Source organism: Bradyrhizobium sp. UBA2491 (assembly GCF_002341725.1).
GTDB lineage: Bacteria > Pseudomonadota > Alphaproteobacteria > Rhizobiales > Xanthobacteraceae > Bradyrhizobium.
The window spans coordinates 1-22,217 of sequence record NZ_DDOP01000088.1 but is presented as its reverse complement, the minus strand read 5'-3'; the positions used below and the strand labels follow the sequence as shown (position 1 = coordinate 22,217).

The 22,217-nt window shown below is 65.2% G+C and carries 21 protein-coding genes; 10 read left to right on the top strand and 11 right to left on the bottom strand.

The window, feature by feature from the left end; translation table 11 throughout:
- Window positions 1-222 precede the first annotated feature (222 nt).
- Window positions 223-1,122 carry a DMT family transporter gene (locus tag B2W55_RS29550; protein WP_024579350.1) on the bottom strand — a complete coding sequence of 300 codons (900 nt, stop codon included), beginning with the start codon at window positions 1,120-1,122 and terminating at the stop codon, window positions 223-225.
- A gap of 89 nt (window positions 1,123-1,211) precedes the next feature.
- Here B2W55_RS29550 and B2W55_RS29545 point away from each other — a divergent pair, with 89 nt between their 5' ends.
- Window positions 1,212-2,669 (top strand): PLP-dependent aminotransferase family protein, encoded by a 1,458-nt coding sequence (locus tag B2W55_RS29545; RefSeq protein WP_024579351.1) that lies wholly within the window; start codon window positions 1,212-1,214, stop codon window positions 2,667-2,669.
- A 120-nt stretch (window positions 2,670-2,789) separates the two neighbouring features.
- On the opposite strand, the gene B2W55_RS29540 is transcribed toward B2W55_RS29545, so the two are convergent.
- The 5 genes from B2W55_RS29540 to B2W55_RS29520 form a co-directional block, all read right to left on the bottom strand.
- Window positions 2,790-4,010: a bifunctional alpha/beta hydrolase/OsmC family protein gene (locus B2W55_RS29540; protein ID WP_024579352.1), complete on the bottom strand. Its 1,221-nt coding sequence runs from the start codon at window positions 4,008-4,010 to the stop codon at window positions 2,790-2,792.
- Between the two features lie 28 nt (window positions 4,011-4,038).
- Window positions 4,039-4,701 (bottom strand): sulfite oxidase-like oxidoreductase, encoded by a 663-nt coding sequence (locus tag B2W55_RS29535; protein ID WP_024579353.1) that lies wholly within the window; start codon window positions 4,699-4,701, stop codon window positions 4,039-4,041.
- Window positions 4,702-4,713: 12 nt separating this feature from the next.
- On the bottom strand, window positions 4,714-6,036 hold the full coding sequence (locus B2W55_RS29530; protein ID WP_024579354.1) for an MFS transporter: 1,323 nt from the start codon (window positions 6,034-6,036) through the stop codon (window positions 4,714-4,716).
- Between the two features lie 81 nt (window positions 6,037-6,117).
- Entirely contained in the window at window positions 6,118-7,344 is a 1,227-nt protein-coding gene (locus tag B2W55_RS29525) for a cytochrome P450 (RefSeq protein WP_024579355.1), read from the bottom strand.
- 79 nt (window positions 7,345-7,423) lie between these two features.
- On the bottom strand, window positions 7,424-7,630 hold the full coding sequence (locus tag B2W55_RS29520) for a ferredoxin (RefSeq protein ID WP_016842874.1): 207 nt from the start codon (window positions 7,628-7,630) through the stop codon (window positions 7,424-7,426).
- A gap of 176 nt (window positions 7,631-7,806) precedes the next feature.
- Between B2W55_RS29520 and B2W55_RS29515 the strand changes: the two genes are divergently transcribed.
- Window positions 7,807-8,439, top strand: coding sequence for a TetR/AcrR family transcriptional regulator (locus tag B2W55_RS29515; RefSeq protein WP_024579356.1), 633 nt, complete (start codon window positions 7,807-7,809; stop codon window positions 8,437-8,439).
- 6 nt (window positions 8,440-8,445) lie between these two features.
- On the opposite strand, the gene B2W55_RS29510 is transcribed toward B2W55_RS29515, so the two are convergent.
- Entirely contained in the window at window positions 8,446-9,867 is a 1,422-nt protein-coding gene (locus B2W55_RS29510; RefSeq protein WP_024579357.1) for an amidase, read from the bottom strand.
- An 88-nt stretch (window positions 9,868-9,955) separates the two neighbouring features.
- Here B2W55_RS29510 and B2W55_RS29505 point away from each other — a divergent pair, with 88 nt between their 5' ends.
- A complete protein-coding gene (locus B2W55_RS29505; protein WP_024579358.1) occupies window positions 9,956-10,807 on the top strand; it encodes an alpha/beta hydrolase in 852 nt (283 codons plus the stop codon).
- A 133-nt stretch (window positions 10,808-10,940) separates the two neighbouring features.
- Here B2W55_RS29505 and B2W55_RS29500 read toward each other — a convergent pair whose 3' ends face one another.
- A complete protein-coding gene (locus B2W55_RS29500) occupies window positions 10,941-11,717 on the bottom strand; it encodes an SDR family oxidoreductase (RefSeq protein WP_024579359.1) in 777 nt (258 codons plus the stop codon).
- Between the two features lie 168 nt (window positions 11,718-11,885).
- Between B2W55_RS29500 and B2W55_RS29495 the strand changes: the two genes are divergently transcribed.
- Window positions 11,886-12,962 carry a tartrate dehydrogenase gene (locus B2W55_RS29495; RefSeq protein WP_024579360.1) on the top strand — a complete coding sequence of 359 codons (1,077 nt, stop codon included), beginning with the start codon at window positions 11,886-11,888 and terminating at the stop codon, window positions 12,960-12,962.
- A 545-nt stretch (window positions 12,963-13,507) separates the two neighbouring features.
- Here B2W55_RS29495 and B2W55_RS29490 read toward each other — a convergent pair.
- From B2W55_RS29490 to B2W55_RS29480, 3 genes are all read right to left on the bottom strand, one after another.
- Entirely contained in the window at window positions 13,508-14,419 is a 912-nt protein-coding gene (locus B2W55_RS29490; protein ID WP_024579362.1) for an NAD(P)-dependent oxidoreductase, read from the bottom strand.
- A gap of 41 nt (window positions 14,420-14,460) precedes the next feature.
- A complete protein-coding gene (locus B2W55_RS29485; protein ID WP_024579363.1) occupies window positions 14,461-15,711 on the bottom strand; it encodes a Zn-dependent hydrolase in 1,251 nt (416 codons plus the stop codon).
- Between the two features lie 106 nt (window positions 15,712-15,817).
- Complete coding sequence (locus B2W55_RS29480) at window positions 15,818-16,735, bottom strand: LysR family transcriptional regulator (protein WP_024579364.1); 918 nt, start codon at window positions 16,733-16,735, stop codon at window positions 15,818-15,820.
- 120 nt (window positions 16,736-16,855) lie between these two features.
- Between B2W55_RS29480 and B2W55_RS29475 the strand changes: the two genes are divergently transcribed.
- From B2W55_RS29475 to B2W55_RS29450, 6 genes are all read left to right on the top strand, one after another.
- Window positions 16,856-17,674, top strand: coding sequence for a putative hydro-lyase (locus tag B2W55_RS29475; protein ID WP_024579365.1), 819 nt, complete (start codon window positions 16,856-16,858; stop codon window positions 17,672-17,674).
- A gap of 85 nt (window positions 17,675-17,759) precedes the next feature.
- A complete protein-coding gene (locus B2W55_RS29470; RefSeq protein ID WP_024579366.1) occupies window positions 17,760-19,007 on the top strand; it encodes an ABC transporter substrate-binding protein in 1,248 nt (415 codons plus the stop codon).
- 202 nt (window positions 19,008-19,209) lie between these two features.
- Window positions 19,210-20,088, top strand: coding sequence for a branched-chain amino acid ABC transporter permease (locus tag B2W55_RS29465; protein ID WP_024579367.1), 879 nt, complete (start codon window positions 19,210-19,212; stop codon window positions 20,086-20,088).
- Window positions 20,088-21,065 (top strand): branched-chain amino acid ABC transporter permease, encoded by a 978-nt coding sequence (locus B2W55_RS29460; RefSeq protein WP_024579368.1) that lies wholly within the window; start codon window positions 20,088-20,090, stop codon window positions 21,063-21,065. The genes B2W55_RS29465 and B2W55_RS29460 overlap by 1 nt, the downstream gene beginning before the upstream one ends.
- The gene (locus B2W55_RS29455) at window positions 21,062-21,808 is read left to right on the top strand and encodes an ABC transporter ATP-binding protein (RefSeq protein WP_024579369.1); all 747 of its coding nucleotides are present in this window, start codon (window positions 21,062-21,064) and stop codon (window positions 21,806-21,808) included. The genes B2W55_RS29460 and B2W55_RS29455 overlap by 4 nt, the downstream gene beginning before the upstream one ends.
- A partial coding sequence (locus B2W55_RS29450) for an ABC transporter ATP-binding protein (RefSeq protein WP_291532721.1) occupies window positions 21,792-22,217 on the top strand: 426 nt, incomplete at its 3' end. The genes B2W55_RS29455 and B2W55_RS29450, both read left to right, overlap by 17 nt.

The window sequence follows — 22,217 nt, the reverse complement described above, 5'->3', positions numbered from 1 at the left end:
TCTCGCGCCGGAGCGGGCTAAACGGATTGATGAGGTCCGTTCCGGGTCATAAGCCGGCGTTTCTAGGGCGGAGGTCGCGTGTCGGTTTTGCCCTCGAAAGCGGGATCCCGAATTTATGAGTAAGGCCCTAGATTGGGCTGAGACGGATGTCCATCTCTCCGCGTCGAGAGAGATGGACCGAATCGGTGGCTTAAACCGTTTCAGCTTTAACTTTATGCTACCCTAGGCCCGCGCCGGTGCATCTGCCAGCGAGCTCAGCGCGATCCCGCCGACGATCAGCGCTGCGGCGATCGCCAGCGAGAGATCGATCGGCTCGCCGAGCAGCAGCGCCGCGGTGACGATGCCGACGATTGGTGTCCCCGTCGTGCCGAGCGAGGTCGTCAGCGCCGGCAGGCTCTTGTTGACAACAGACATCGCCCAATAGGCCAGCGCGGTGCCGATGAAGCCGGAATAGAGGAACAGCAGCACGAGGTGTGGCGACCACGTCACGGTGGGGACGCCCTCGGTGACCAGCGCTGTTGTGGTCAGCACCAGCGTGGCGACCAGCACCTGCCACAACAGCAATTGCAGCGGAGTCGCGATCCAGCGGTGCGAGCGGATGTAGATGATGTTCGCTGCCCAGCAGATCGCGGCAAGGATGATCATGCCGGCGCCCGCGATGACGTGCAGATTGCTCCAGTCCAGCGATGCCGGGTTGAGGATGACGCACAGGCCTGCGAGTCCGGAGGCGACCCCGACGAGTTTCAGCGCACCGAGCCGCTCGGTCCGTGCGGCGCCGGCGGCAAGCGCGACCCATAACGGCGTCGTGTAGCCGAGCACGATACCCTTGCTCGCCGGCAGATAGCGCAGGCCGGCGGCGACCAGTGTCGAGAAGAACGTCATGTGCAGCAGCGCCACGCTGAGCACGACAGGAACATCGGCGACCCGAGGAATGATCAAGTTTCCGCTGGCGCGCAGGATCACCAGCAGCGCGACCAGGGCGACCCAGCTACGGATCGATGCGGTCCACAACGGCGGCACCGCCTCGACCAGCGATTTGGTGACCGACCAGTTGATGCCCCAGGCCAGCACCACGACGATAAACAGGGCGGCGGCCTTGGCGGGAGAAAGCGATTGGTTCACGACAGAATCCTTGCAGGCGATACCCCCCGTGAATAGGATCGTACTGGTTCTATCAAAAGAGCCAGACCGTGTAGAATGTAGGGACCAGATTGATCCTCACCGACCTGCTCGCCCTGAAGCGCTCCGACGAGGCCGGGCTCGCCGCGCAGCTGACGCAGCAGCTTCGCGCGCTGATCTCGGGTGGCCGGATCAGGAGCGGAGCCGTGCTGCCATCGAGCCGCAGCCTGTCGGCAGAGCTCGAGGTGGCGCGCAACACGGTCATCCACGCCTATGAGCAACTGGCGGCCGAGGGCTATCTGCGCCTTGCCGCGCGGCGGCGTCCGGTCGTGGCCGACGCCATTGAAACGCGTTTTGCCAAGCCTGCGACCGCGCCAAAGCGCGAGGCGGCGCGCAAACCGCTGCTGTCGCCCTGGGCCTTGCAGCTCTCCGAGGCGGATTGGCCGCTGTCATACCAGGCCGAATTCCGGCCGCTGCGTCCCGGGCTCGCGGACGCGCGCGAGTTTCCGCACGAGATCTGGGCGCGCTGCCTGCGCCGCGGCGCGCTGCGCCGGCGTTTCAACGATCAGACCGTGGTCAACCGGCCCGCCTTGCGCGAAGCCTTGCGTGACTATCTCGAAGTCAACAGGGGCGTGCGCGCCGAGACCGACCAGATCCTGATCCTGCCGACGGCGCAGGCCGCGCTGACGCTGGTCGCCGCGACCACCATCGTCGCCGGCGACGTGGTCTGGACCGAGGATCCCGGCTATCCCGGCGCCGCGGCGGCGTTTCGCGCGGCCGGCGCCGAGGTCCTCGGCATCAGGCTGGATGAACACGGCATGGCGCGCACGAGCGAGCGACGTGCGCCGAAGCTGATCTTCACGACGCCGTCGCACCAGCACCCGACCGGGCGGGTGATGCCGGTGGCGCGCCGTACCGAGCTGCTGGCCGCGGCCGAACCCGGCAAGAGCTGGATCGTCGAGGACGATTACGACGGCGAGTTTCACTATGACAGCCGCCCGATGCCGGCCTTGCAGGGGCTCGATCGCGAGGGGCGGGTGCTCTATCTCGGCACCTTTGCAAAAGCGATGACCGCCGATATCCGCATCGGCTATCTGGTGGTGCCGTCGCAACTGGCGCGGACGATGGAGATCGCGCAGCGGCATCTCGGGCTGATCGCCTCCGTGCACGTCCAGGAGGCGCTGGCCGGCTTCATGGCCGATGGGCATTTCCTGGCGCATGTCAGGCGAATGCGGCGGATCTATCGCGCGCGTCGCGACCATCTCGCCACGGCGCTGGCGCGGCAGCTCGCGCCGGTGCTTGTGGCCGAGGTCCCGCCGGGCGGCATGCAGCTGATCGCCCGCTTCAGGGACGGCGCCGCGGAGCAGAACGCCGTGAACCGGCTGGTCGCGGCGGGCGTCGAGGTGCGCGCACTGTCGAGCCTCGCGCTGGAGAAGCCGCGCGACCACGGCCTGTTGCTCGGCTTTGCCGCCTGGCGCGAGAACGAGATCGGCACCGCGGTGCGGATCATGGCGAATTGCCTCGCCGGCAAGCGGGCCGTGCGCGGGTAGAGGGCGTTCGCACAATTTCGGAATATTGGAAATGTATCCCTGAGTTGCCCGACGCGTCAAGTGCCTTTCGGCCGCCGGCCGCTTTGCATGGGGTTGTTTTCGATATTTGCCAGCGCGCCCTCACTCCGCTGCCTTGGTGACGATCCGGACCTCCGATGTCAGCGTCTTGTGCACCGGGCACTTGTCGGCGATCTCCATCAGCCGCTTGCGCTGATCGGCATCGAGGTTACCCTCGATCCTGATCACACGATCGATCTGGTCGAGCATGCCCTCGCGCGTCTCGCACTCCTCGCAGTCCTTGGCGTAGATCTTGTTGTGCTGAAGCGTCACCGTGATGCGATCGACCGGCAGCGACTTGCGGTCGGCATACATCCGCATCGTCATCGAGGTGCAGGCGCCGAGCCCGGTGAGCAGGAAATCGTACGGTCCGGGGCCGCTGTCATCGCCGCCGACGGTGACCGGCTCGTCGGCGATCAACCGGTGCGGGCCTGTCGCGACGATCTGCTGGAACTTGCCGTTGCGGGTCTCCTGCACCACGACGTTGCGCGGCGCGTTGCCGGTGTCGGCTGCCGGCTGCGGTGCGAGGTCGATGTAGCGCTGCGCCCAGGCGCCGATCACGTCGGCGACATAGGCGGCGTCCTGCTTGCCGCTCAGCAGGTGATCGGTGCCGGCAAGCGAGACGAAGCTCTTGGGATGCTTCGCCGCGATGAAGATGTTGGTGGCATTGTCGATGCCGACGGTGTCGTCGGTCGGCGAATGCATCACCAGCAGCGCCTTGTGCAGCTGCTTCACCTGCGCCATCAAATTCTGCTCGGCGACGTCGTCGAGGAATTCGCGCGTGATGCGGAACGGTCGGCCGGCGAGCGACACCTCGCCTTCGCCCTGCGCGCGGATGTCCTCGATGCGGTCCTTGAAGAGATGCGTCACATGGACCGGATCGGACGGCGCGGCGATGGTGGCGACCGCCTTCGCTTCGGGGATCTGGCCGGCGGCCGCCAGGATCGCGGCGCCGCCGAGGCTGTGGCCGATCAGCAGCGCGGGCGCCTTGCGCGTTTCGCGCAGATGGTCGGCGGCGCGGACCAGATCGGCGACGTTGGAGGAAAAGGTCGAGTTGGCGAACTCACCCTCGCTGGCGCCAAGGCCGGTGAAGTCGAACCGCAGCGTCGCGATGCCCTTGGCGGCCAGTGCCGTCGCGATCCGCTTTGCCGCCAGCACGTCCTTGCCGCAGGTGAAGCAGTGCGCGAACAGCGCATAGGCCTTGATCGGGCCATCCGGCGTATCAAGCGCCGCGGCCAGCTGATGGCCGCCGACACCGGTGAATTGAAAGCGTTCGTGCGGCACGGGCGGGCTCCATCGTCGTTGCTGGTTGTCAGTCGCCAGAATAGCGCTGTTCGGCCCAGGGATCACCGCGATTGTGATAGCCGCGCACCTCCCAGAAGCCGGGCGCGTCCTCGGTCAGGAATTCGATGCGCTGTAGCCATTTGGCGCTCTTCCAGAAATAGAGATGCGGCACCACCAGCCGCACCGGCCCGCCATGCTCTTTCTCCAGCGGCTTGCCCGACCAACTGTGGGCGAGCAACGCGTCCTCGGCGGCGAAATCCTCCAGCGCCAAATTGGTGATGTAGCCGTCATAGCAATGCAGCGCGACGAAGCGTGCGTCCGCGCGCGGCCGGCAGGCGGCGAGCAGGTCGCGCGTGGCGAGCCCCTCCCACTGGTTGTCGTAGCGCGACCAGGTGGTGACGCAATGGATGTCGGAGACGAATTGCGTCTGCGGCTGGGCCATGAATTGCGGCCAGGTCCAGTAGATCGTCTGCTCCACCGTGCCGTGGACATCGAGCCACCAGCGCTCCCGGGTGACCTTGGGCAGCAGCCCGAGATCGAGCACCGGCCAGTCGGCGGTCAGATGCTGGCCCGGCGGCAGGCGCGCCTCGTCCGGCCGGGTGATCTTGCCGGTGATGAATTTGCCTTCGCGCGCCCAGCGCTGCTTGCTACGGGTCAGCTTGCTCTCGGGCGGTTCCTGATCGTCGGTCATGGCGTCCGGCCGTCATTCGTGGCGATGCATCGCGGATTCGTGCTTGGTGTCGCGCATGGTCGAGTAGATCAGGAGCGACAGGAAGATCATGCCGCTGAGGTAATAGTAGAACCAATCCTCGTGTCCGATGCTCTTGAAATAGAGCGCGACCGCCGGCGCGGTGCCGCCGAAGATCGACACCGTGATGGCGTAGGGCAGGCCGACGCCGAGCGCGCGGACATTGGTCGGGAACAGCTCGGCCTTCACGATCGCGTTGATTGAGGTGTAGCCGGCGACGAAGATCCAGGCGGCGCAGATCAGCAAGAACGCAGTGAATGGCGACTTGGTGTCCTTCAGCGCGGTCAGGATCGGGACCGTCGCCAGCGTGCCGACTACGCCGAAGAAGATCAAGAGCGGCTTGCGGCCGATGCGGTCGGACAGCGCGCCGTAGATCGGCTGCAAGAAGGTCGCGAAGATCAGGGAGCCGAAGATCACGAAGGTGGTCTGGTCCTCGGTGAGGCCGACCGACAGCTTCACGAAGGTCTGCATGTAGGTGGTGAAGGTGTAGAACGCCGCGGTGCCGCCGGCGGTGAGGCCGACCACCAGCAGCAACTCGCGCGGATAGTTCAACAGGCCGACGATCGAGCCGGTCGGCTTGGAGACCTTCTTGGCCTCCTCGAACGCCTCGGTCTCGTGCAGGCCGCGCCGCATCACCGCCGCGATGATCGCGAGCATGGCGCCGATCACGAACGGAATCCGCCAGCCCCAGGCCCTCAATTCATCCGGCGTCAGGAACACCTTTTGCAGCAACAGCAGCACGATGATCGCGGTGAGCTGGCCGCCGATCAGCGTGACGTATTGGAAGCTGGAATAGAAGCCGCGGTGCTTGGGGTCGGCAACCTCGCTGAGATAGGTGGCGCTGGCGCCATATTCGCCGCCGAGGCTCAGGCCCTCGATGACGCGCGCCAGCGCCAGGATCGCAGGGGCCGCAAAGCCGATGGTCTCGTAGGTCGGCGTCACCGCGATGATCAGTGAGCCGAAGCACATGCAGACCACCGAGAGCGTCAAGGACAGCCGCCGGCCGTAGCGGTCGGCGATGAAGCCGAACAGCCAGCCGCCGAGCGGGCGCATCAGGAAGGTCGCGGCGAACAGCACCGCGGCATTGAGCTGCTGCACCACCGGGTCGCTGTGCGGGAAGAACGCCGGCGCGAAGTACAGCGCGAACGCGGTATAGGCGTAGAAATCGTACCACTCGACGAGATTGCCGACCGAGCCGATGAAGATCGCCTTCACCCGCCGCTCGACGTCGTGGATGTCGAGATGATCGCTCGCGGGTTGAGCGGTTTGATCGGTCATAGGCTAGCCTCCCGGACTCGTCAGTTCGATTCCGGGGAAGCTACCTCATTGGGGTAGGCGATGTAACTGCCGTCCTGCTCCTCAGGCGTTCTTGCCGAACAGAACCGGCAGTTGACGCGGACCGCGCACCGTGCCTTCCGACCAGGTGACCTTGCCGGCCGGGTCGAGGCGGCAATCCGGAATCCGCTTCAGCCATTCCTCGATCGCAACCTGCATCTCCATCCGCGCCAGGTTGGAACCGACGCAGCGGTGGATGCCGAGGCCGAAGGCGGCGTGGCGGTTCTCCTTGCGGTCGATCACCACCTTGTCTGCATCGGGGAACATCGCGGGGTCACGGTTGGCCGCGGGGAAGGACAGCAGCACCATGTTGCCGGGCTTGACCGGGCAGCCGGAGATCGTGGTCTCCTTCATCACCTCGCGCGCCATCGTCACCGGCGAGTAGGCGCGCAGGAATTCCTCGATCGCGATCGGGATCAGCGCCGGCTCCGCGACCAGGCGCTCGCGATCGGCCGGCGTCCTGGCGAGGTGCCAGAGCGAGGAGCCGATCGCGCTCCAGGTGGTGTCGATGCCGGCGATCAAGAGCAGCCGCAGCGAGCCGAGCACGTGCTCGTCGGTCAGCGGCTGGCCGCCGGGACCCTTGGCCCGCAGCAGCTGCGAGATCAGATCGTCGCCCGGCTGAAGCTTGCGCTGCTCGAGATGGGCCATGAAATAGCCGGTCATCTCGCGCACGCCCTTCATCAGCTCCTCTTCGTTCCTGATGCCGAGCTCGAGGATCTGGTGGATCCATTTGATGAAGAGGTCGCCGTCCTTCTCGGGAATTCCCAGCATGTGCGCGATGGCGCGCACCGGGATGTGCTTGGTGTAGCGTGCCGCGGCGTCGCAATGGCCGTCGGCGATGAACTCGTCGATCAGCTCGTTGCAGATCGCGCGCACCCGCGGCTCCAGCCGCTTCATCGCATCCGGCGTGAACGGCGGCAGCAGCACCTGCTTGGCCGGCTTGTGCTCCGGCGGATCGGAGGTGATCGGCGGCGCGCGGGCGGAAATCTCGGGGCGGACGTCGCGCACGATGACGCGCCGCGAGGAGAAATGCTCGGTGTCGTAGGCGATCTCCTTCACCGCCTGGTAGGTGGTCGGCATGTAGCAGCCGAGGAAGCGCTCGGTGTGCACCACCGGCGAGGCCGCGCGCAGCGTCTCCCAGATCGGGAACGGGTCGTCGGTCCAGACCGGGTCAGTGTGGTCGAAATCATGGACCCAGTCGGTGACCGGGGGATGCTCGGGCAGATAGCTCGCGGACGGGGAATCGGACATCAGCTCGTTTCCTTCTCGTTCGATCAAATGCGGGTCGGTGCAAACGGGCGGCGCGGTGGCCATTCCCGGTTGGCCTGCGCTATTCCTCGGTGACTTCGATCGCGATTTCCGGGCAATTGGTCTGCGCCAGCCAGGCCTTGTCCTCGAGCCCGGCGGGGACGGTGCCGTCGCCCACTTCATGGGCGTTGCCGTATTCGTCGAGCTCGAACAGTTCAGGGGCGAGTGATTTGCAGCGGGCGTGACCCTGGCATTTATCCTGGTCGACGCGGATTCTGAGCTTGGACATGCAAGCGCTCTCCCTCGGCTCTGGCGCGCAGCGGGGCGCGCCGGGTTCCCCATTTCAATTTATGCAAGTTCTAGCTTGCTTGGGCGGCCAGCCTCTTAACCGGATCGCCAAGTTATAGCATATTACATTATCGTCGTGCTTGCGCGTCAAGCGAAAATTCAGCGATCATTGCCGCAATGGGACAAATCGTTCGTAAGCCGTTCAAGACCTACCACCATGGCGACCTCCGCGAGGCCCTGATCCAGGCCGCGCTGCGCGAGGTCGAGCTTGGCGGGCCGGAAGCGATCAGCATCAAGGCGCTGGCCAAGCAGCTCGGCGTCTCGCAACCGGCGCCGTACCGGCACTTCGCCGACCGTGAGGCGCTGCTGGAAGCCGTGACCGCGGAGGCGTTCCGGCAGTTCAACGTGATCATGCGCGAGGCGATCGAGCTGCCAGGCAGGGGCTCGAAGCTGTCGCGCTTTGCCCAGGCCGCGCTCGCCTTCGGGCTCGAGCGCCACGGCATCTACCGGTTGATGTTCGCGTCCCGAACCATGGCCTGCGCGCCGGTCGGCAGCGAGCTGCACGTTGCGGCAATGGAAACGCTGGCGCTGCTGATCGAGTCGTTCGAGGCGCCGGCGGTCGGGCTGTTGCGCGAACGGCAGGCGCTGAAGATCTGGGCCGGGCTGCACGGCATCGTGATGCTCGCCGAACAGGGCCTGCTCACCGGCGAGGTCGGTCAGATCAGCCGCGAGGAGCTGATGGACGAGATCGTCGAGCAGACCAAGCTCGCACTGTCGGTCGCGCTGCAGGCGACGGAAGATAAGGCGTAGGCCGCCTTACCTCGGCGGCCGCGGATCGATCGGAGTGGTGCCGCGCACGCCAAGAATATCCTCCAGCACCTTCGCGCCGGCCAGCAGCTGTGCCTCGGCGCGTGGCTTGGCCACCATTTGCAGCCCGACCGGCAGGCCCGACGCGGTGAAGCCGCAGGGCAGCGACAGCGCCGGGCAGCAGGCCAAAGTGATCGCATAGACGATCCCGAGCCATTCGACGTAATTGTCGAATTTCTTGCCGTCGCATTCGGCGACATAGCGGTGCTCGACCGGGAACGGTGCGACGATGGTCGCAGGTGCCAGCAGCAGGTCGTACTTGTCGAAGAATTCGAGCGCCCGCGTGGTGATTGCGACGCGCTGCGCCTCGGCGCGCTCGAGCTTCTCGACGGTGAGCTTCAGCCCTTCCTCGATGTTCCAGATCACCTCCGGCTTGAGCTGGTCGCGCTTGGTGCGCAGCAATTCGGCCTTGCTGATCGCGAAGTCGAAGGCGCGCAGCACGTGGAAGCATTCATGGGCTTCGCTGAAATCGGGCGATGCTTCCTCGACGATCACGCCGGCATCAGTGAAACGCTCGGCCGCCTTGCGGGTCACGGCCTTGACCTCGGGATCGACAGGCGTGATGCCGAAATCGGGTGAGTAGGCGATGCGCTTCGGCTTCCGGTTCGAGCGCGCCGCCGAGAGGAACGATGTCGGCAGCGTGGGCAGCGACAGCGGGTCAGCGGCGTGCTCGCCGCTCATCGCGTCGAGCAGCAGCGCGAGGTCCTCGACATTGCGCGCCATCGGTCCCTGCTGGCCGAGCGTGCGATCGACGCCGAATTTCGGCGTCTGCGCGACGCGTCCGATCGACGGCCGCAGCCCGACGACGCCGCAGAAGCTCGCTGGGTTGCGCAGGCTGCCGCCCATGTCGGAGCCGTGCGCGAGCCACGCGGTGCCGCTCGCGAGCGCCGCTGCGGCGCCGCCGGAGGAGCCGGCCGCCGAGCGTGACGTGTCCCAGGGATTGCGGGTCGGGCCGAACACTTCGTTGAAGGTGTTGGCGCCAGCACCGAATTCCGGCGTGTTCGATTTGGCGTAGATCACGCCGCCGTTCTGCTCGATGCGCTCGACCAGGATGTCGGACTTCGCCGGCACGTTGTCCTTGAAGATCGGCGAGCCCAGGGTGGTCAGCACGCCGGAGACGGCGGTGAGGTCCTTGATCGGAACGGGCAGGCCCGCGAGCAGGCCGCGTTCGCTGACCGGCTTCTGCATCAGCGCCTTGGCATGGCTCCGGGCGCGATCGAAGCACAGGGTCGGTAGCGCGTTGACCTTGCCGTCGACCTCGGCGACGCGCTTCTCCAGCACGTCGAGCAGATCGAGCGGCGTGACGTCACCGGCTTTCAGTTTGTCGACGACGGCACAAGCCGTTTCCTTCACCAAGCCCTGATCAGCCATGCGCCGTTGCTCCTATGCCTTACGTTTCCTTGTGCTGTAGAACATTTCCTGCCGTCGTGGCAATGCGACGCGAACCGAAGGGGCAGGGATGGCAGCGTTGTTTTCCGCGCTGGACTGGCGCGCGATGAGCCAGCAGGAGCGCGACCTCGGCTTGAACAACGGCGTCGCCGTCAAGGGCAGTGCCGAGATCGCTGCCGGCTGGGAGCAGCGCTCGGCGGCGCTGCGGCAGCTACATCCCGACCATATCGACCTGCGATATGGACCGCGTGAGCGCAACCGGATCGATTTCCTGAAAGTCCGCGACGGCGCGCCGACGCTGCTGTTCATCCACGGCGGCTATTGGCAGACCCGTGCCAAGGAGGTGTTCACGATCTTTGCCGAGGGACCGATGGCGCATGGCATCAATGTCGCGCTGATCGGCTACACGCTGGCGCCGGATGCGACGCTCGACGATATCGTCGCGGAGGTCCATGTCGGCATCGATTTTCTTGCCGGGCAATTGTCCACACTCGGTGCCGCCGTCGAGGCCATCGTGGTGTCGGGCTGGTCGGCTGGCGGTCACCTGACATCGATGGCGCTGTCGAACGCCCATGTCCGGGCCGGCATGGCAATCTCGGGCATCTATGACCTCGAGCCGATCAGGCACTCCTACCTCAACGAGAAGCTCAGGCTCGATGAAGCCGCCTCGCGGCGCAATTCGCCGATGATGCAACAAGGCGGTACGGCAAAACCGCTGTCGCTGGTGGTCGGCAGCGCCGAGCTGCCGCTGCTGCGCAAGCAGACTGCCGATTTCGCTGGCCATCGCGCCCGCTACGGCTTGCCGGTTACCTATGAGGAGATCGCCGGCGCCGATCACTTCTCGATCATGCACGAGATGCAGGCGCCGCAGGGCCGGATCACGACGCTGATCCGGCAGTTGTTCGAGCGGACGGCGATCTAAGCCGTCATTGCGAGGAGCGAAGCGACGAAGCAATCCATCGCTCCGCACATGCTGAAGCATGGATTGCTTCGCGGAGCCTGTCATCGGGCGCGCGTTCGCGCGACCCGTTGGCTCGCAATGACGCGGAGGGAGCCTAACCCCACCCCGACGTCAGCCCGCCATCGACCGTGTAGATCACACCCGACGTATAGCCCGCGCGATCGGACGCCAAAAACGCCATCAGGTCGCCGATCTCGCGCGCATGCGCGGGGCGGCCGAGCGGCAGGCCCTTCTGGAATTCCTTGTAGCGGTTCTCATCGCCGAACTGGTTCTTGGCGCGGGTCTTGAGCAAGGTGACGTGGCGGTCGGTGCCGACGGGGCCGGGGTTGATGCCGACGACGCGGATGTTGTCGGCGAGGCTCTTGCCGCCGAGCGCGCGGGTGAACGACATCAGCGCCGCATTGCCGGCGCTGCCGCAGATGTAGTTGGCGTCGAACTTCTCGCCGGCCGCGCCGATGTCGTTGACAATAACGCCGCCGGCGCGTGCCTTCATCTGGGTATAGATCGCGCGCGTCAGGTTGATGTAGCCGAACACCTTGAGCTCCCAGGCGTGCCGCCAGGTCGCCTCGTCGATCTTGTCGATCGAGCCGCCGGGGATGTCGCCGGCATTGTTGACCAGAATGTCGATGTCGGCGGCTTCCTTTGCCAACCGCGCCAGGTCTTCGGATTTGCGCAGGTCGACGACGCTGGTCGCGGCATCGATCTGGTGCGCGGAACGTAGTCGCTGGGCGAGCGCCTTGAGCTGGTCGCCATTGCGCGCGGCGAGCAGCAGATTGGCGCCTTCCTCGGCAAAGGCTTCGGCGGCGGCCGCGCCAATGCCCTTGGAGGCGCCGGTGATCAGGACACGCTTGCCGCGCAGATGCAGATCCATGGGATGTCTCGCTTGGTATGAGGAACGAATGTCAGCGTATTTGGTGGGGCAGGGTCGCGCGGCGGTCAACACTGCACTGCAGCGTTGCGCTCGTGCGAAGTTTGGTCCATTGCAGGGCGATCAGGATAGGCGGCATTGCCGGCCGGGCAAATCACAAGGGTGTTCTCGATGAGCAGCAAAAAGCAGTATCGGATTGCGGTCATTCCCGGCGACGGCATCGGCAAGGAAGTGATGCCCGAGGGCCTGCGCGTCATCGAGGCGGCCGCCAAGAAGCACGGCGTCGACCTCAAGTTCGACCATTTCGACTTTGCCTCCTACGACTATTACGAGAAGCACGGCGAGATGATGCCGGCCGACTGGAAGGACAAGATCGGCAAGCACGACGCGATCTATTTCGGCGCCGTGGGCTGGCCGGCCAAGATCCCGGATCACATCTCGCTGTGGGGTTCGCTGATCAAGTTCCGCCGCGAGTTCGACCAGTACGTCAACCTGCGCCCGGTGCGGCTGATGCCCGGCGTGCCGTCGCCGCTGGCGGGCCGCAAGCCCGGCGACATCGATTTCTGGGTGGTGCGCGAGAACACCGAGGGTGAGTATTCCTCGGTCGGCGGCCGCATGTTCCCGGACACCGACCGTGAATTCGTCACGCAGCAGACCGTGATGACCCGCACCGGCGTCGACCGCATCCTGAAATTCGCGTTCGATCTCGCGCAGTCGCGGCCGAAGAAGCATCTGACCTCGGCGACCAAGTCGAACGGCATCTCCATCACCATGCCCTATTGGGACGAGCGCGTGGAGGCAATGGCCAAGAACTATCCCGGTGTGAAGTGGGACAAGTACCACATCGACATTCTCACCGCGAACTTCGTGCTGCATCCGGACTGGTTCGACGTCGTAGTCGGCTCCAACCTGTTCGGGGACATCCTCTCCGACCTCGGCCCGGCCTGCACCGGCACGATCGGCATCGCGCCGTCGGGCAACATCAATCCGGAAGGCGACTTCCCCTCGGTGTTCGAGCCGGTGCACGGCTCGGCGCCCGACATCGCAGGCCAAGGCATCGCCAACCCGATCGGCATGATCTGGTCCGGCGCGATGATGCTGGAGCATCTCGGCGAGAAGCAGGCCGCGGCCGCCATCGTCGGCGCGATCGAGCGCACGCTGGGCGAACGCACCCTGCGCACCCGCGACCTCGGCGGCAACGCCGATACGACGGCATGCGGCAAGGCGGTCGCGGAGATGGTGGACTAGTTGGCTTCACCCTCTCCCCTTGTGGGAGAGGGTCGCTTCGCACAGCGAAGCGGGGTGAGGGGTCTCTATCCGCGGAGAGAACCCCTCATCCGTCGCGGACTGCGCCCGCACCACCTTCTCCCACAAGGGGAGAAGGGAGGAAGACGCTAGCTGCAACACGAGCCAAAGAGCATCGACATGGGGACGGAATCGATCAACAAGCCGGGTGGGCATGGCGCGTCCTTGCTCACGAGCAAGGCAGAAGCATAGAGTTTGAGAACCAAGGGATTTTCGATGAGCTTGTCGTCGATCAGTGGCTGCATATCGAGCAAATGGACGACGATGTCTGGTGGTTCCGCATAGGCGATGCTCGAATTTTGGTAACCATCCGCGGGAATGAACCACCGACTGTTGACACTCAACGCGGACGCCATGGACCGATAAGACAATCGGACCAAGCCGGGGGATAATGCGTAGGGTGGGTTAGCCGAAGGCGTAACCCACCATCTTCCGCGGCCGCAAAATCGGTGGGTTACGCTTCGCTAACCCACCCTACGATCCTACGATTACTTCTTCACGATCCGTCGGCAATGCTCCCATGCGGCATGGATCAGGTTCTCGCTCGCTTCGGGCGTGCGGAATGCGGAGTGCGCCGACAGCGTCACGTTCGGGATTTTCGTCAGCGGATGATCCTTGGGCAGCGGCTCGATGTTGTAGACGTCGAGGCCGGCGTGGCGAATGTGGCCCGAGTTGAGCGCATCGATCATCGCCTGCTCGTCGACGATGGCGCCGCGCGCGGTGTTGATCAGCACCACGCCCTTTTTCATCTTCGCGATCCTGTCGCGCGTGATCATCCCGCGGGTCTCGTCGTTCAACAGCAGATGGATCGAGACCACGTCGCTGTTCGCCAGCACGGTATCGAGCTCGGTGAATTCGACGCCCGGATGGCTCTTGGGCGACCGGTTCCAGGCGATCACCTTCATGCCGCTGCCGAGCGCGATACGGGCGACCTCGGCGGCAATGCCGCCGAAGCCGACCAGGCCGAGCGTCTTGCCGGTGAGCTGCATGCCGTCCTCGCGCAGCCAGTTGCCGGCGCGCATCTCGCGGTCCATCTGCGCGATCACCCGCGCCGACGACCACATCAGCGCGATCGCGGATTCCGCGACCGCGGTGTCGCCATAGCCCTTGATCAGATGCACGGCGATGCCGAGCTCGGCGAGCTCCTCCGGGTTCATGTAGCTGCGCGCGCCGGTGCCGAGAAATACGACGTGCTTCAGGCCGGCGCACGCCTTCGCGACGTCGGTCGGCAGCGCGGTGTGATCGACCACCGCGATCTCGGCACCGTCGAGCACGGCCGGATAGTCCTCGGGCTTGATGTCCGGGTTGCGGTTGATCCGCATCGCGGGATCGCCGGATTTTTCCAGGCGCTCCGTGATGACGGCGAGCGATTCATTGGCGTCGACGAACACTGCGCGCATGGGCACCTCCAAGGGAACTCCAAGTAACGGGGATCAGACGATCAGGACGCGACGCCGGCGAGCGCCAGCACCGTATGCATCAGGACATTGGCGCCGGCGGCGCAATCGGTCTGCGTGGCGTCTTCCAGCTCGTTGTGGCTGATACCGTCCTTGCAGGGCACGAACACCATCGCGGCGGGCATCACCGTGTTGAGGTTGCAGGCATCGTGGCCGGCGCCGGAGGTGATGCGGCGATGCGAATAGCCGAGCTGCGTTGCGGCGTTCTCGACTGCGTCGACCAGCTTGGGATCGAAATGCGTCGGTGCCTTGCGCCAGACCAGATCGAGCTGAACCTCGACCTTGCGCTTTGCGGCGATTTCGGCGACCGCGGCGCGCAGGTCGTGGTCCAGCGCATCCATGATCGCCGCGTCGGCGCTGCGGCAATCCACCGTGAAGGCGATCTCGCCGGGGATGACGTTGCGCGACGGATTGGCGATCACGGCCTCGCCGATGGTGCCGACCGCCTTCGGGCCGTGCTTCCTGGCGATGCTTTCCATCGCCAGCACGATCTCCGACAGCGTCGCCAGCGCATCGCGGCGTAGCGGCATCGGGGTCGAGCCGGCATGGCTCTCGAAGCCGGTGATCTTGCCGTCGTACCACAGCACGCCCTGGCCGGAATCGACCACGCCGATGGTCTTGCCCTCGGCCTCCAGGATCGGGCCCTGTTCGATATGCAACTCGACGAAGCTGGTGAACTTCTGGCGGCCGACCGGGGCGTCGCCGCGATAGCCGATCGAGTCCAGCGCCTGGGCCACCGTGACGCCCTCGGCATCCTTGCGCGACAAGATGTCGTCGGTGGTGAAGTCGCCGACATAAGCCGCCGAGGCCATCATCGCCGGAGCGAAGCGCGAGCCTTCCTCATTGGTCCAGTTGCAGATGCAGATCGGCAGCTCGGTCTCGATGCCGGCGCCGTTCAGCGTGCGCACCATTTCGAGCGCAGCCAGCGTGCCGAGGATGCCGTCATATTTGCCGCCGGTCGGCTGGGTGTCGAGATGCGAGCCGACGCCGATCGGCGGCTTCGACATGTCACGGCCCCTGCGCAGGCCGAACATCGAGCCGAGCGCATCGACCTGCACCTCGAGGCCGGCCTCTTCGCATGCCTTGCGGAACCAGTCGCGCACCTGCTTGTCCTCGGCGCTCAGGGTCAGCCGTCGCACGCCGCCCTTCTGTGTCGCACCGAACTGCGCGGTTTCGTGGATGGTGCCCCAGAGGCGGGCGGAATCGATTTGCAGGTTGGTTACGGCTCGGCTCATGTCGTCAGTCCATTTCCAGCGGTCATTCCGGAGATGTGCCATAGCACATCAGAGCGCGATGCTGGCGCATCGTCCCGGAATGACGGTCATGTTATCCGGCTCTTGTTCAATGACGCTCCACTCTCGCGCCGTCAACCGCCACGCTCGCCTGCGCGATCTGCCGGGCGAGGTTGGCGACGCGCTCGATGGCGACTGCGTCGGGGGAGGCGAGCCAGCTCGCGGTGAAGGTCAGCGGCGGCAGCTTGAGGTCGGTGTCGAGCAGTTGCAGGCGGCCGTCGGCCAATTCGTTCTCGACGATCGCCGACGGGATCACCGCGATGCCAAGGCCCTCATTGGCCATGTGGATCACGGTCGCGAGCGAGGTCGAGGCGTGCAATCGGATCGGCGGCAGATCGGGCGCGTTGAACAAGGCGCGCACGGTCTCGTAGGGCTGGGTCTTGCGCGGAAAGGTGATGATTGGAAACCGCGCCAGGTCCTGCCGCGCCACCGGGCCGGCGCCGAGGCCGAGCGACGGGCTCGCCAGGAAGCCAATCGGATAATCGCACAGCACGTGGTTGTGCGCGCCCGATGCCGAGACCGGTCCGAGCACGAAGGCGAGTTCGATCTCCTGCGCCAGCAGCCGCGGCGTCAGGTTCGGCGTGATGTCGACCTCGATCTCCAGCGACAGGTTCGGGTAGATCTCGTTGACGCTCTTGACCAGCCGCGGCAGCCAGGTGTGCACGATGGTCTCCGCGACACCGAGCCGCAGCGCGCCGCGCATCGCCGAACGGTCGCCGACCTCGGCCATCATCTCGGAGCGCAGCCCGATCAGCTTCTCGGCATAGGTCATCATCAGCCGTCCGCTCGGCGTCGGCGAAGCGATCCGGTGGTCGCGGTTCAACAGCTTGACGCCCATCTCGCGCTCGAGCTGGGCAATGCGCTGGGAGATCGCCGGCTGGGTGGTGTTGAGCCGCTGAGCGGCACCGCGGAAGCTGCCGAGCTTGACGACCCAGAGGAAGGTTTCGATCGAGCGGAAGTCCGTCATTGGAAGCATGTTCCCGATCGATAAATCTGATTTATCGATTTTGATTAGAAAGGACGATTAGACATTATATCACGCGTGGTGTTGGTTTGTCCTTGTCGAGATTATGGGCAGGAGGCTCCCATGACTGTTTTTGCGGCAGTGCAGCGATCTCAGGACGGTCAGGTGCTTGCGAGCGTCGCGGCGCGGCGCGCCAGCCGCAACGGCACGGCCTCGGCCACGACGGCCGGTCTCGCCAACGGCTTCGTCCAGGGCAATCTCGCGATCCTGCCGGAAAAGCTCGCCGGCGCCTTCCACCGGTTCTGCCAGCTCAATCCGAAGCCGTGCCCGATCATCGGCATGTCCGACGTCGGCGATCCGCGGATTCCCGCGCTCGGCCTCGACCTCGACATCCGCACCGACGTGCCGCGCTACCGGGTCTGGCGCGATGGCGAGGTGGCGGACGAGCCGACCGACATCACCAAATACTGGCGCGACGATCTCGTCACCTTCGTGCTCGGCTGCTCCTATTCGTTCGAAGAGGCGCTGCTGGATGACGGGCTGCCGATCCGTCACATCGAACGCAACCTGCGTGTGCCAATGTACCGGACCAACATCGCCTGCCAGCCGTCGGGGCCGTTCGAGGGACCGATGGTGGTGTCGATGCGCCCGTTCAAGCCGGCGGATGCGATCCGCGCGGTGCAGATCACCTCGCGCTTTCCGTCGGTGCACGGCGCGCCGGTCCATCTCGGTCATCCGCATGCGATCGGCATCGAGGATCTCGCCAGGCCGGACTATGGCGATGCGGTGCCGGTCGCCGACGACGAGATCCCGGTGTTCTGGGCCTGTGGCGTCACGCCGCAATCGGTGATCGCAAGTGCGAAGCTGCCGTTCGCGATCACGCATTCGCCGGGGCTGATGCTGGTGACCGATCTCAGGAACAGGCAGCTCGCTGTGCTCTGAATAGGCAATTCGTGCAATTCATTGAGGCTTTACTGCGCGCTACAAGCGTCACATCGATAAGAACAAAGCTGAAGGGGAAATTTCAATGACGATCTCTCGCCGTAACGTATTGCTGGGTGCCACTGCCGCCGCCGCGCTCGGTCCGATCGCCGCGCGCGCGCAAACAAGCGAAGTGGCAATCGGCGTGATCTATCCGCTGTCCGGCTCCAGCGCCGCGATCGGCGTCGACGCGCAGCATGCCTTCAACACCGCGGCCGACATCATCAACAAGAACTACGATTTCGCGCTGCCGCTCGCCAAGGGCGAGGGCCTGTCCGGGCTCGGCGGCGCCAAGGTCAAGCTGGTGTTCGCCGACCACCAGGCCGATCCGCAGAAGGGCCGCGCCGAGACCGAGCGCCTGATCACCCAGGAAAAGGTCTGCGCCGTCGTCGGCACCTATCAGAGCGCGGTCGCCGTCACCGTCAGCCAGACCTGCGAGCGCTACCAGGTCCCGTTCATCTCGGCCGACAATTCCTCGCCGAGCCTGCATCGCCGCGGCCTGAAGTATTATTTCCGCGCCTCGCCGCATGACGAGATGTTCTCGACCGCGATGTTCGATTTCTTCGATGCGATGAAGAAGAAGGGCCAGAAGATCGAGACGCTGGCGCTGTTCCACGAGGACACCATCTTCGGCACCGATTCGGCCAACGCCCAGACCAAGCTCGCCGCCGAGCGCGGCTACAAGATCGTCAGCGACATCAAGTACCGCGCCAACTCGCCGTCGCTGACCGCCGAGGTGCAGCAGCTCAAGGCGGCGAATGCCGACGTGCTGATGCCGTCGAGCTACACCACCGACGCGATCCTGCTGGTCAAGACCATGGCGGAGCTCGGCTACAAGCCGAAGAACATCATGGCGCAGGACGCCGGCTTCTCGGAGAAGGCGACCTATGATGCGGTCGGCGACAAGCTCGAAGGCGTGATCTCGCGCGGCAGCTTCTCGCTCGACCTCGCCAAGAAGCGGCCGATGGTCGGTCTCATCAACGATATGTTCCGCGCCAAGTCCGGCAAGGACTTCAACGACTATTCGTCGCGCCAGTTCATGGGCCTGATCGTGATGGCCGACGCCATCAACCGCGCCAAGTCGACCGACGGCGAGAAGATCCGTGAGGCGCTGGTGGCGACCGACATGCCGGGCGACGTGACCATCATGCCGTGGCGGCGCGTCAAGTTCGACGAGATGGGGCAGAACAACTTCGCCGACCCCGTGCTGCTGCAATATGCGGCGAAGAACTTCGTGACGATCTTCCCGGAACAGGCCGCGGTCTCCGAGGCGATCTGGCCGATGAACAGCTGATCGGTCGACCACTCTCCGCTCGTCGTCCCGGGCAAGCGAAGCGCGACCCGGGACCCTCGCGCGAGTGCTTGCACTCGTCGCTAACCACAGGCAGGCGTTTTGCGATGATTGGCTGTTGTGTTTTCTCCCCATGCATTTGTGGTTATGGGTCCTGGCCTTCGCCAGGACGACGTTGGGGCCATACGTTGACCGGGGCGCAGCGGTGACAGCCGAGACCATTATCCAGAGTCTGGCGAGCGGCCTTTTGATGGGGCTGCTCTACGGATTGATCGCCGCCGGGCTCGCATTGATCTTCGGATTGATGGACGTCGTGAACTTCGCCCACGGCGAGTTCCTGATGATCGCGATGTACGTGACCTTCTTCCTGTTCGCGTTCTTCGCGATCGATCCCTTGCTGGCGGCGCCGCTGGTCGCCGCGGCCTTGTTCGTGTTCGGCGCGGTGGTCTATCTGCTGATCGTCCGCTTCGCGATGCGGGCCAAAGCCAATGCCGGCATGGTGCAGATCTTTTCGACCTTCGGTCTGGCGATCGTGATGCGGGGGCTGGCCCAGTTCTTCTTCACGCCCGACTACCGCAGCGTCACCAACTCCTGGGTTGGCGGCAAGACGATATCGATCGCCGGTATCTATCTGCCGGAACCGCAGTTGATCGGCGCGATGCTGTCGATCGCGGCCTTCGTCGCGCTGTACTTCTTCATCCATCGCACCGATTTCGGCCGCGCACTGGAGGCGACCCGCGAGGATGCCGGCGCCGTGGCGCTGGTCGGCATCGACAAGAACCGGGTGTTCGCGCTCGGCTGGGGCCTCGGTGCGGCGCTGGTCGGTCTCGCCGGCGCGATCATGGCGATCTTCTTCTACGTCTATCCCGACGTCGGCGCCTCGTTCGCGCTGATCGCCTACGTCACCGTGGCGCTCGGCGGCTTCGGCAGCGTGTTCGGCGCCTTTGCCGGCGGCATCATCGTCGGCCTGGTCGAGGCGACCACCGCGCTGATCCTGCCGCCGTCGCTGAAATCGGTCGGCATCTACGCCGTCTATCTCCTGGTCGTCTTCATCCGCCCGCGCGGCCTGTTTGGATCGATGTGATGGACACCCACTTCGCCCAGCGCCGCAGGCGTGACCTGGTCGTGGCGCTTTGCCTTGCGGTCATCGCCGCGCTGGTGCCGCTGTTCGTCAAGGACGTCTACGTCCAGAACATCATGGTGCTGACGCTGATGTATGCGGCGCTGTCGCAGAGCTGGAATATCCTGTCCGGCTATTGCGGGCAGATCTCGCTCGGCCATGCGCTGTATTTCGGGCTCGGCGCTTACACCACCGCGCTGTTGTTCACCAAGTTCGGCGTGTTGCCGTGGTTCGGCATGCTGGCGGGCGGGGCGATTTCCGCCGTGATCGCGATGGCGCTGGGCTATCCCTGCTTCCGCCTGCGCGGCCATTACTTCGTGATCGCGACCATCGTGATTGCCGAGATCGCGCTGCTCTTGATCCAGAACTGGGACTGGGCGGGGGCGGCGCTCGGCATCGACATCCCGGTGCGCGGCGACAGCTGGCTGAAATTCCAGTTCGCCCGCTCGAAGCTGCCTTACTTCTATTTCGCGCTGGCATTGGCCTGCGTCGCCTGGCTCGTTACCTGGTGGCTGGAAGATTCCAAATGGGGCTATTGGTGGCGCGCGGTGAAGGACAATCCGGATGCGGCCGAAAGCCTCGGTGTCGTCGTCTTCAATTCCAAGATGGGCGCAGCCGCGGTCTCGGCGTTCCTGGTCGCGGTCGGCGGCAGCTTCTATGCCCAGTTCGTTTCCTACATCGATCCTGAAAGCGTGATGGGCTTCCAGTTCTCGCTGTTGATGGCGCTGCCCGCGGTGCTCGGTGGCATCGGCACGCTGTGGGGGCCGGTACTCGGCGCCGTCATCCTGATCCCGCTCACCGAGCTGACGCGCTCCTATGTCGGCGGCTCCGGCCGCGGCGTCGACCTGATCGTCTATGGCGCGCTGATCGTCGCGATCTCGCTGGCGCTGCCAAAGGGCCTGATCAGCGTGTTCTCCTCGCGCAAGGAGGCCGTACGATGACGACCTCGCCCGGAGCCCCGCTTCTGGAAACCCGCGGCGTCTGGCAGCGCTTCGGCGGCCTGGTCGCCAACAGCGATGTCTCGATCTCGGTCGGGCGCGGCGAGATCGTCGGCCTGATCGGTCCGAACGGCGCCGGCAAGTCGACGCTGTTCAATTTGATCGCGGGTGTGCTGCCGCCGACCCAGGGCTCGATCCTGTTCGACGGCGAGGACGTCACAAGGCTGCCGGCGGCTGAACGCTGCCAGCGCGGCGTCGGTCGCACCTTCCAGGTGGTCAAGAGCTTCGAGACCATGAGCGTGATCGACAACGTCATCGTCGGCGCGCTGATCCGCAACACCAAGATGCGGATCGCGCGACAGAAGGCCTATGAGGTGCTGGAGTTCTGCGGCCTGGCCGCGCGCGCCGACAAGCTCGCCGCCGATCTCGTCCCGTCGGAGAAGCGCCGGCTCGAGGTCGCCCGCGCGCTCGCCACCGAGCCGAAGCTTCTGCTGCTCGATGAAGTGCTCACCGGATTGACGCCGGTCGAAGCGCAAACCGGCGTCGAACTGGTGCGCAAGGTGCGTGCAACCGGCATCACCGTGCTGATGGTCGAGCACGTCATGGAGATCGTGATGCCGCTGGTCGACCGTGCCATCGTGCTCAATCTCGGCAAAGTGCTGGTCGAGGGCAAGCCCACGGACGTCGTCCGCAATCCGGAAGTCATTTCCGCCTATCTCGGGGATCGTCATGCTGTCGGTGCGTGAAGTCACCACCGCCTATCAGGGCCTGGTCGCGATCTCATCGGTGTCGATCGACGTCACCAAGGGCGAGATCGTCTGCGTCGCCGGTGCCAACGGCGCCGGCAAGTCGACGCTCTTGAAATCGATCGCCGGCGCCGAGCGGCCGCGTTCCGGCTCGGTCACCTTCGACGGCAAGCGCATCGACGGCCAGCCGCAGCACGTCATCACCGCCAGCGGCATCGCCTTCGTGCCGGAGAACCGCCGGCTGTTTCCGCGGCTCTCGGTGCGCGACAATCTGCGGCTCGGCAGCTATCTCTATCGCAGCAAGTCCGATCGCGATGCGCCGCTCGACCTGGTGTTCAACCTGTTCCCGCGGCTCGGCGAACGGCTCGACCAGCGCGCCGAGACCTTGTCCGGCGGCGAGCAGCAGATG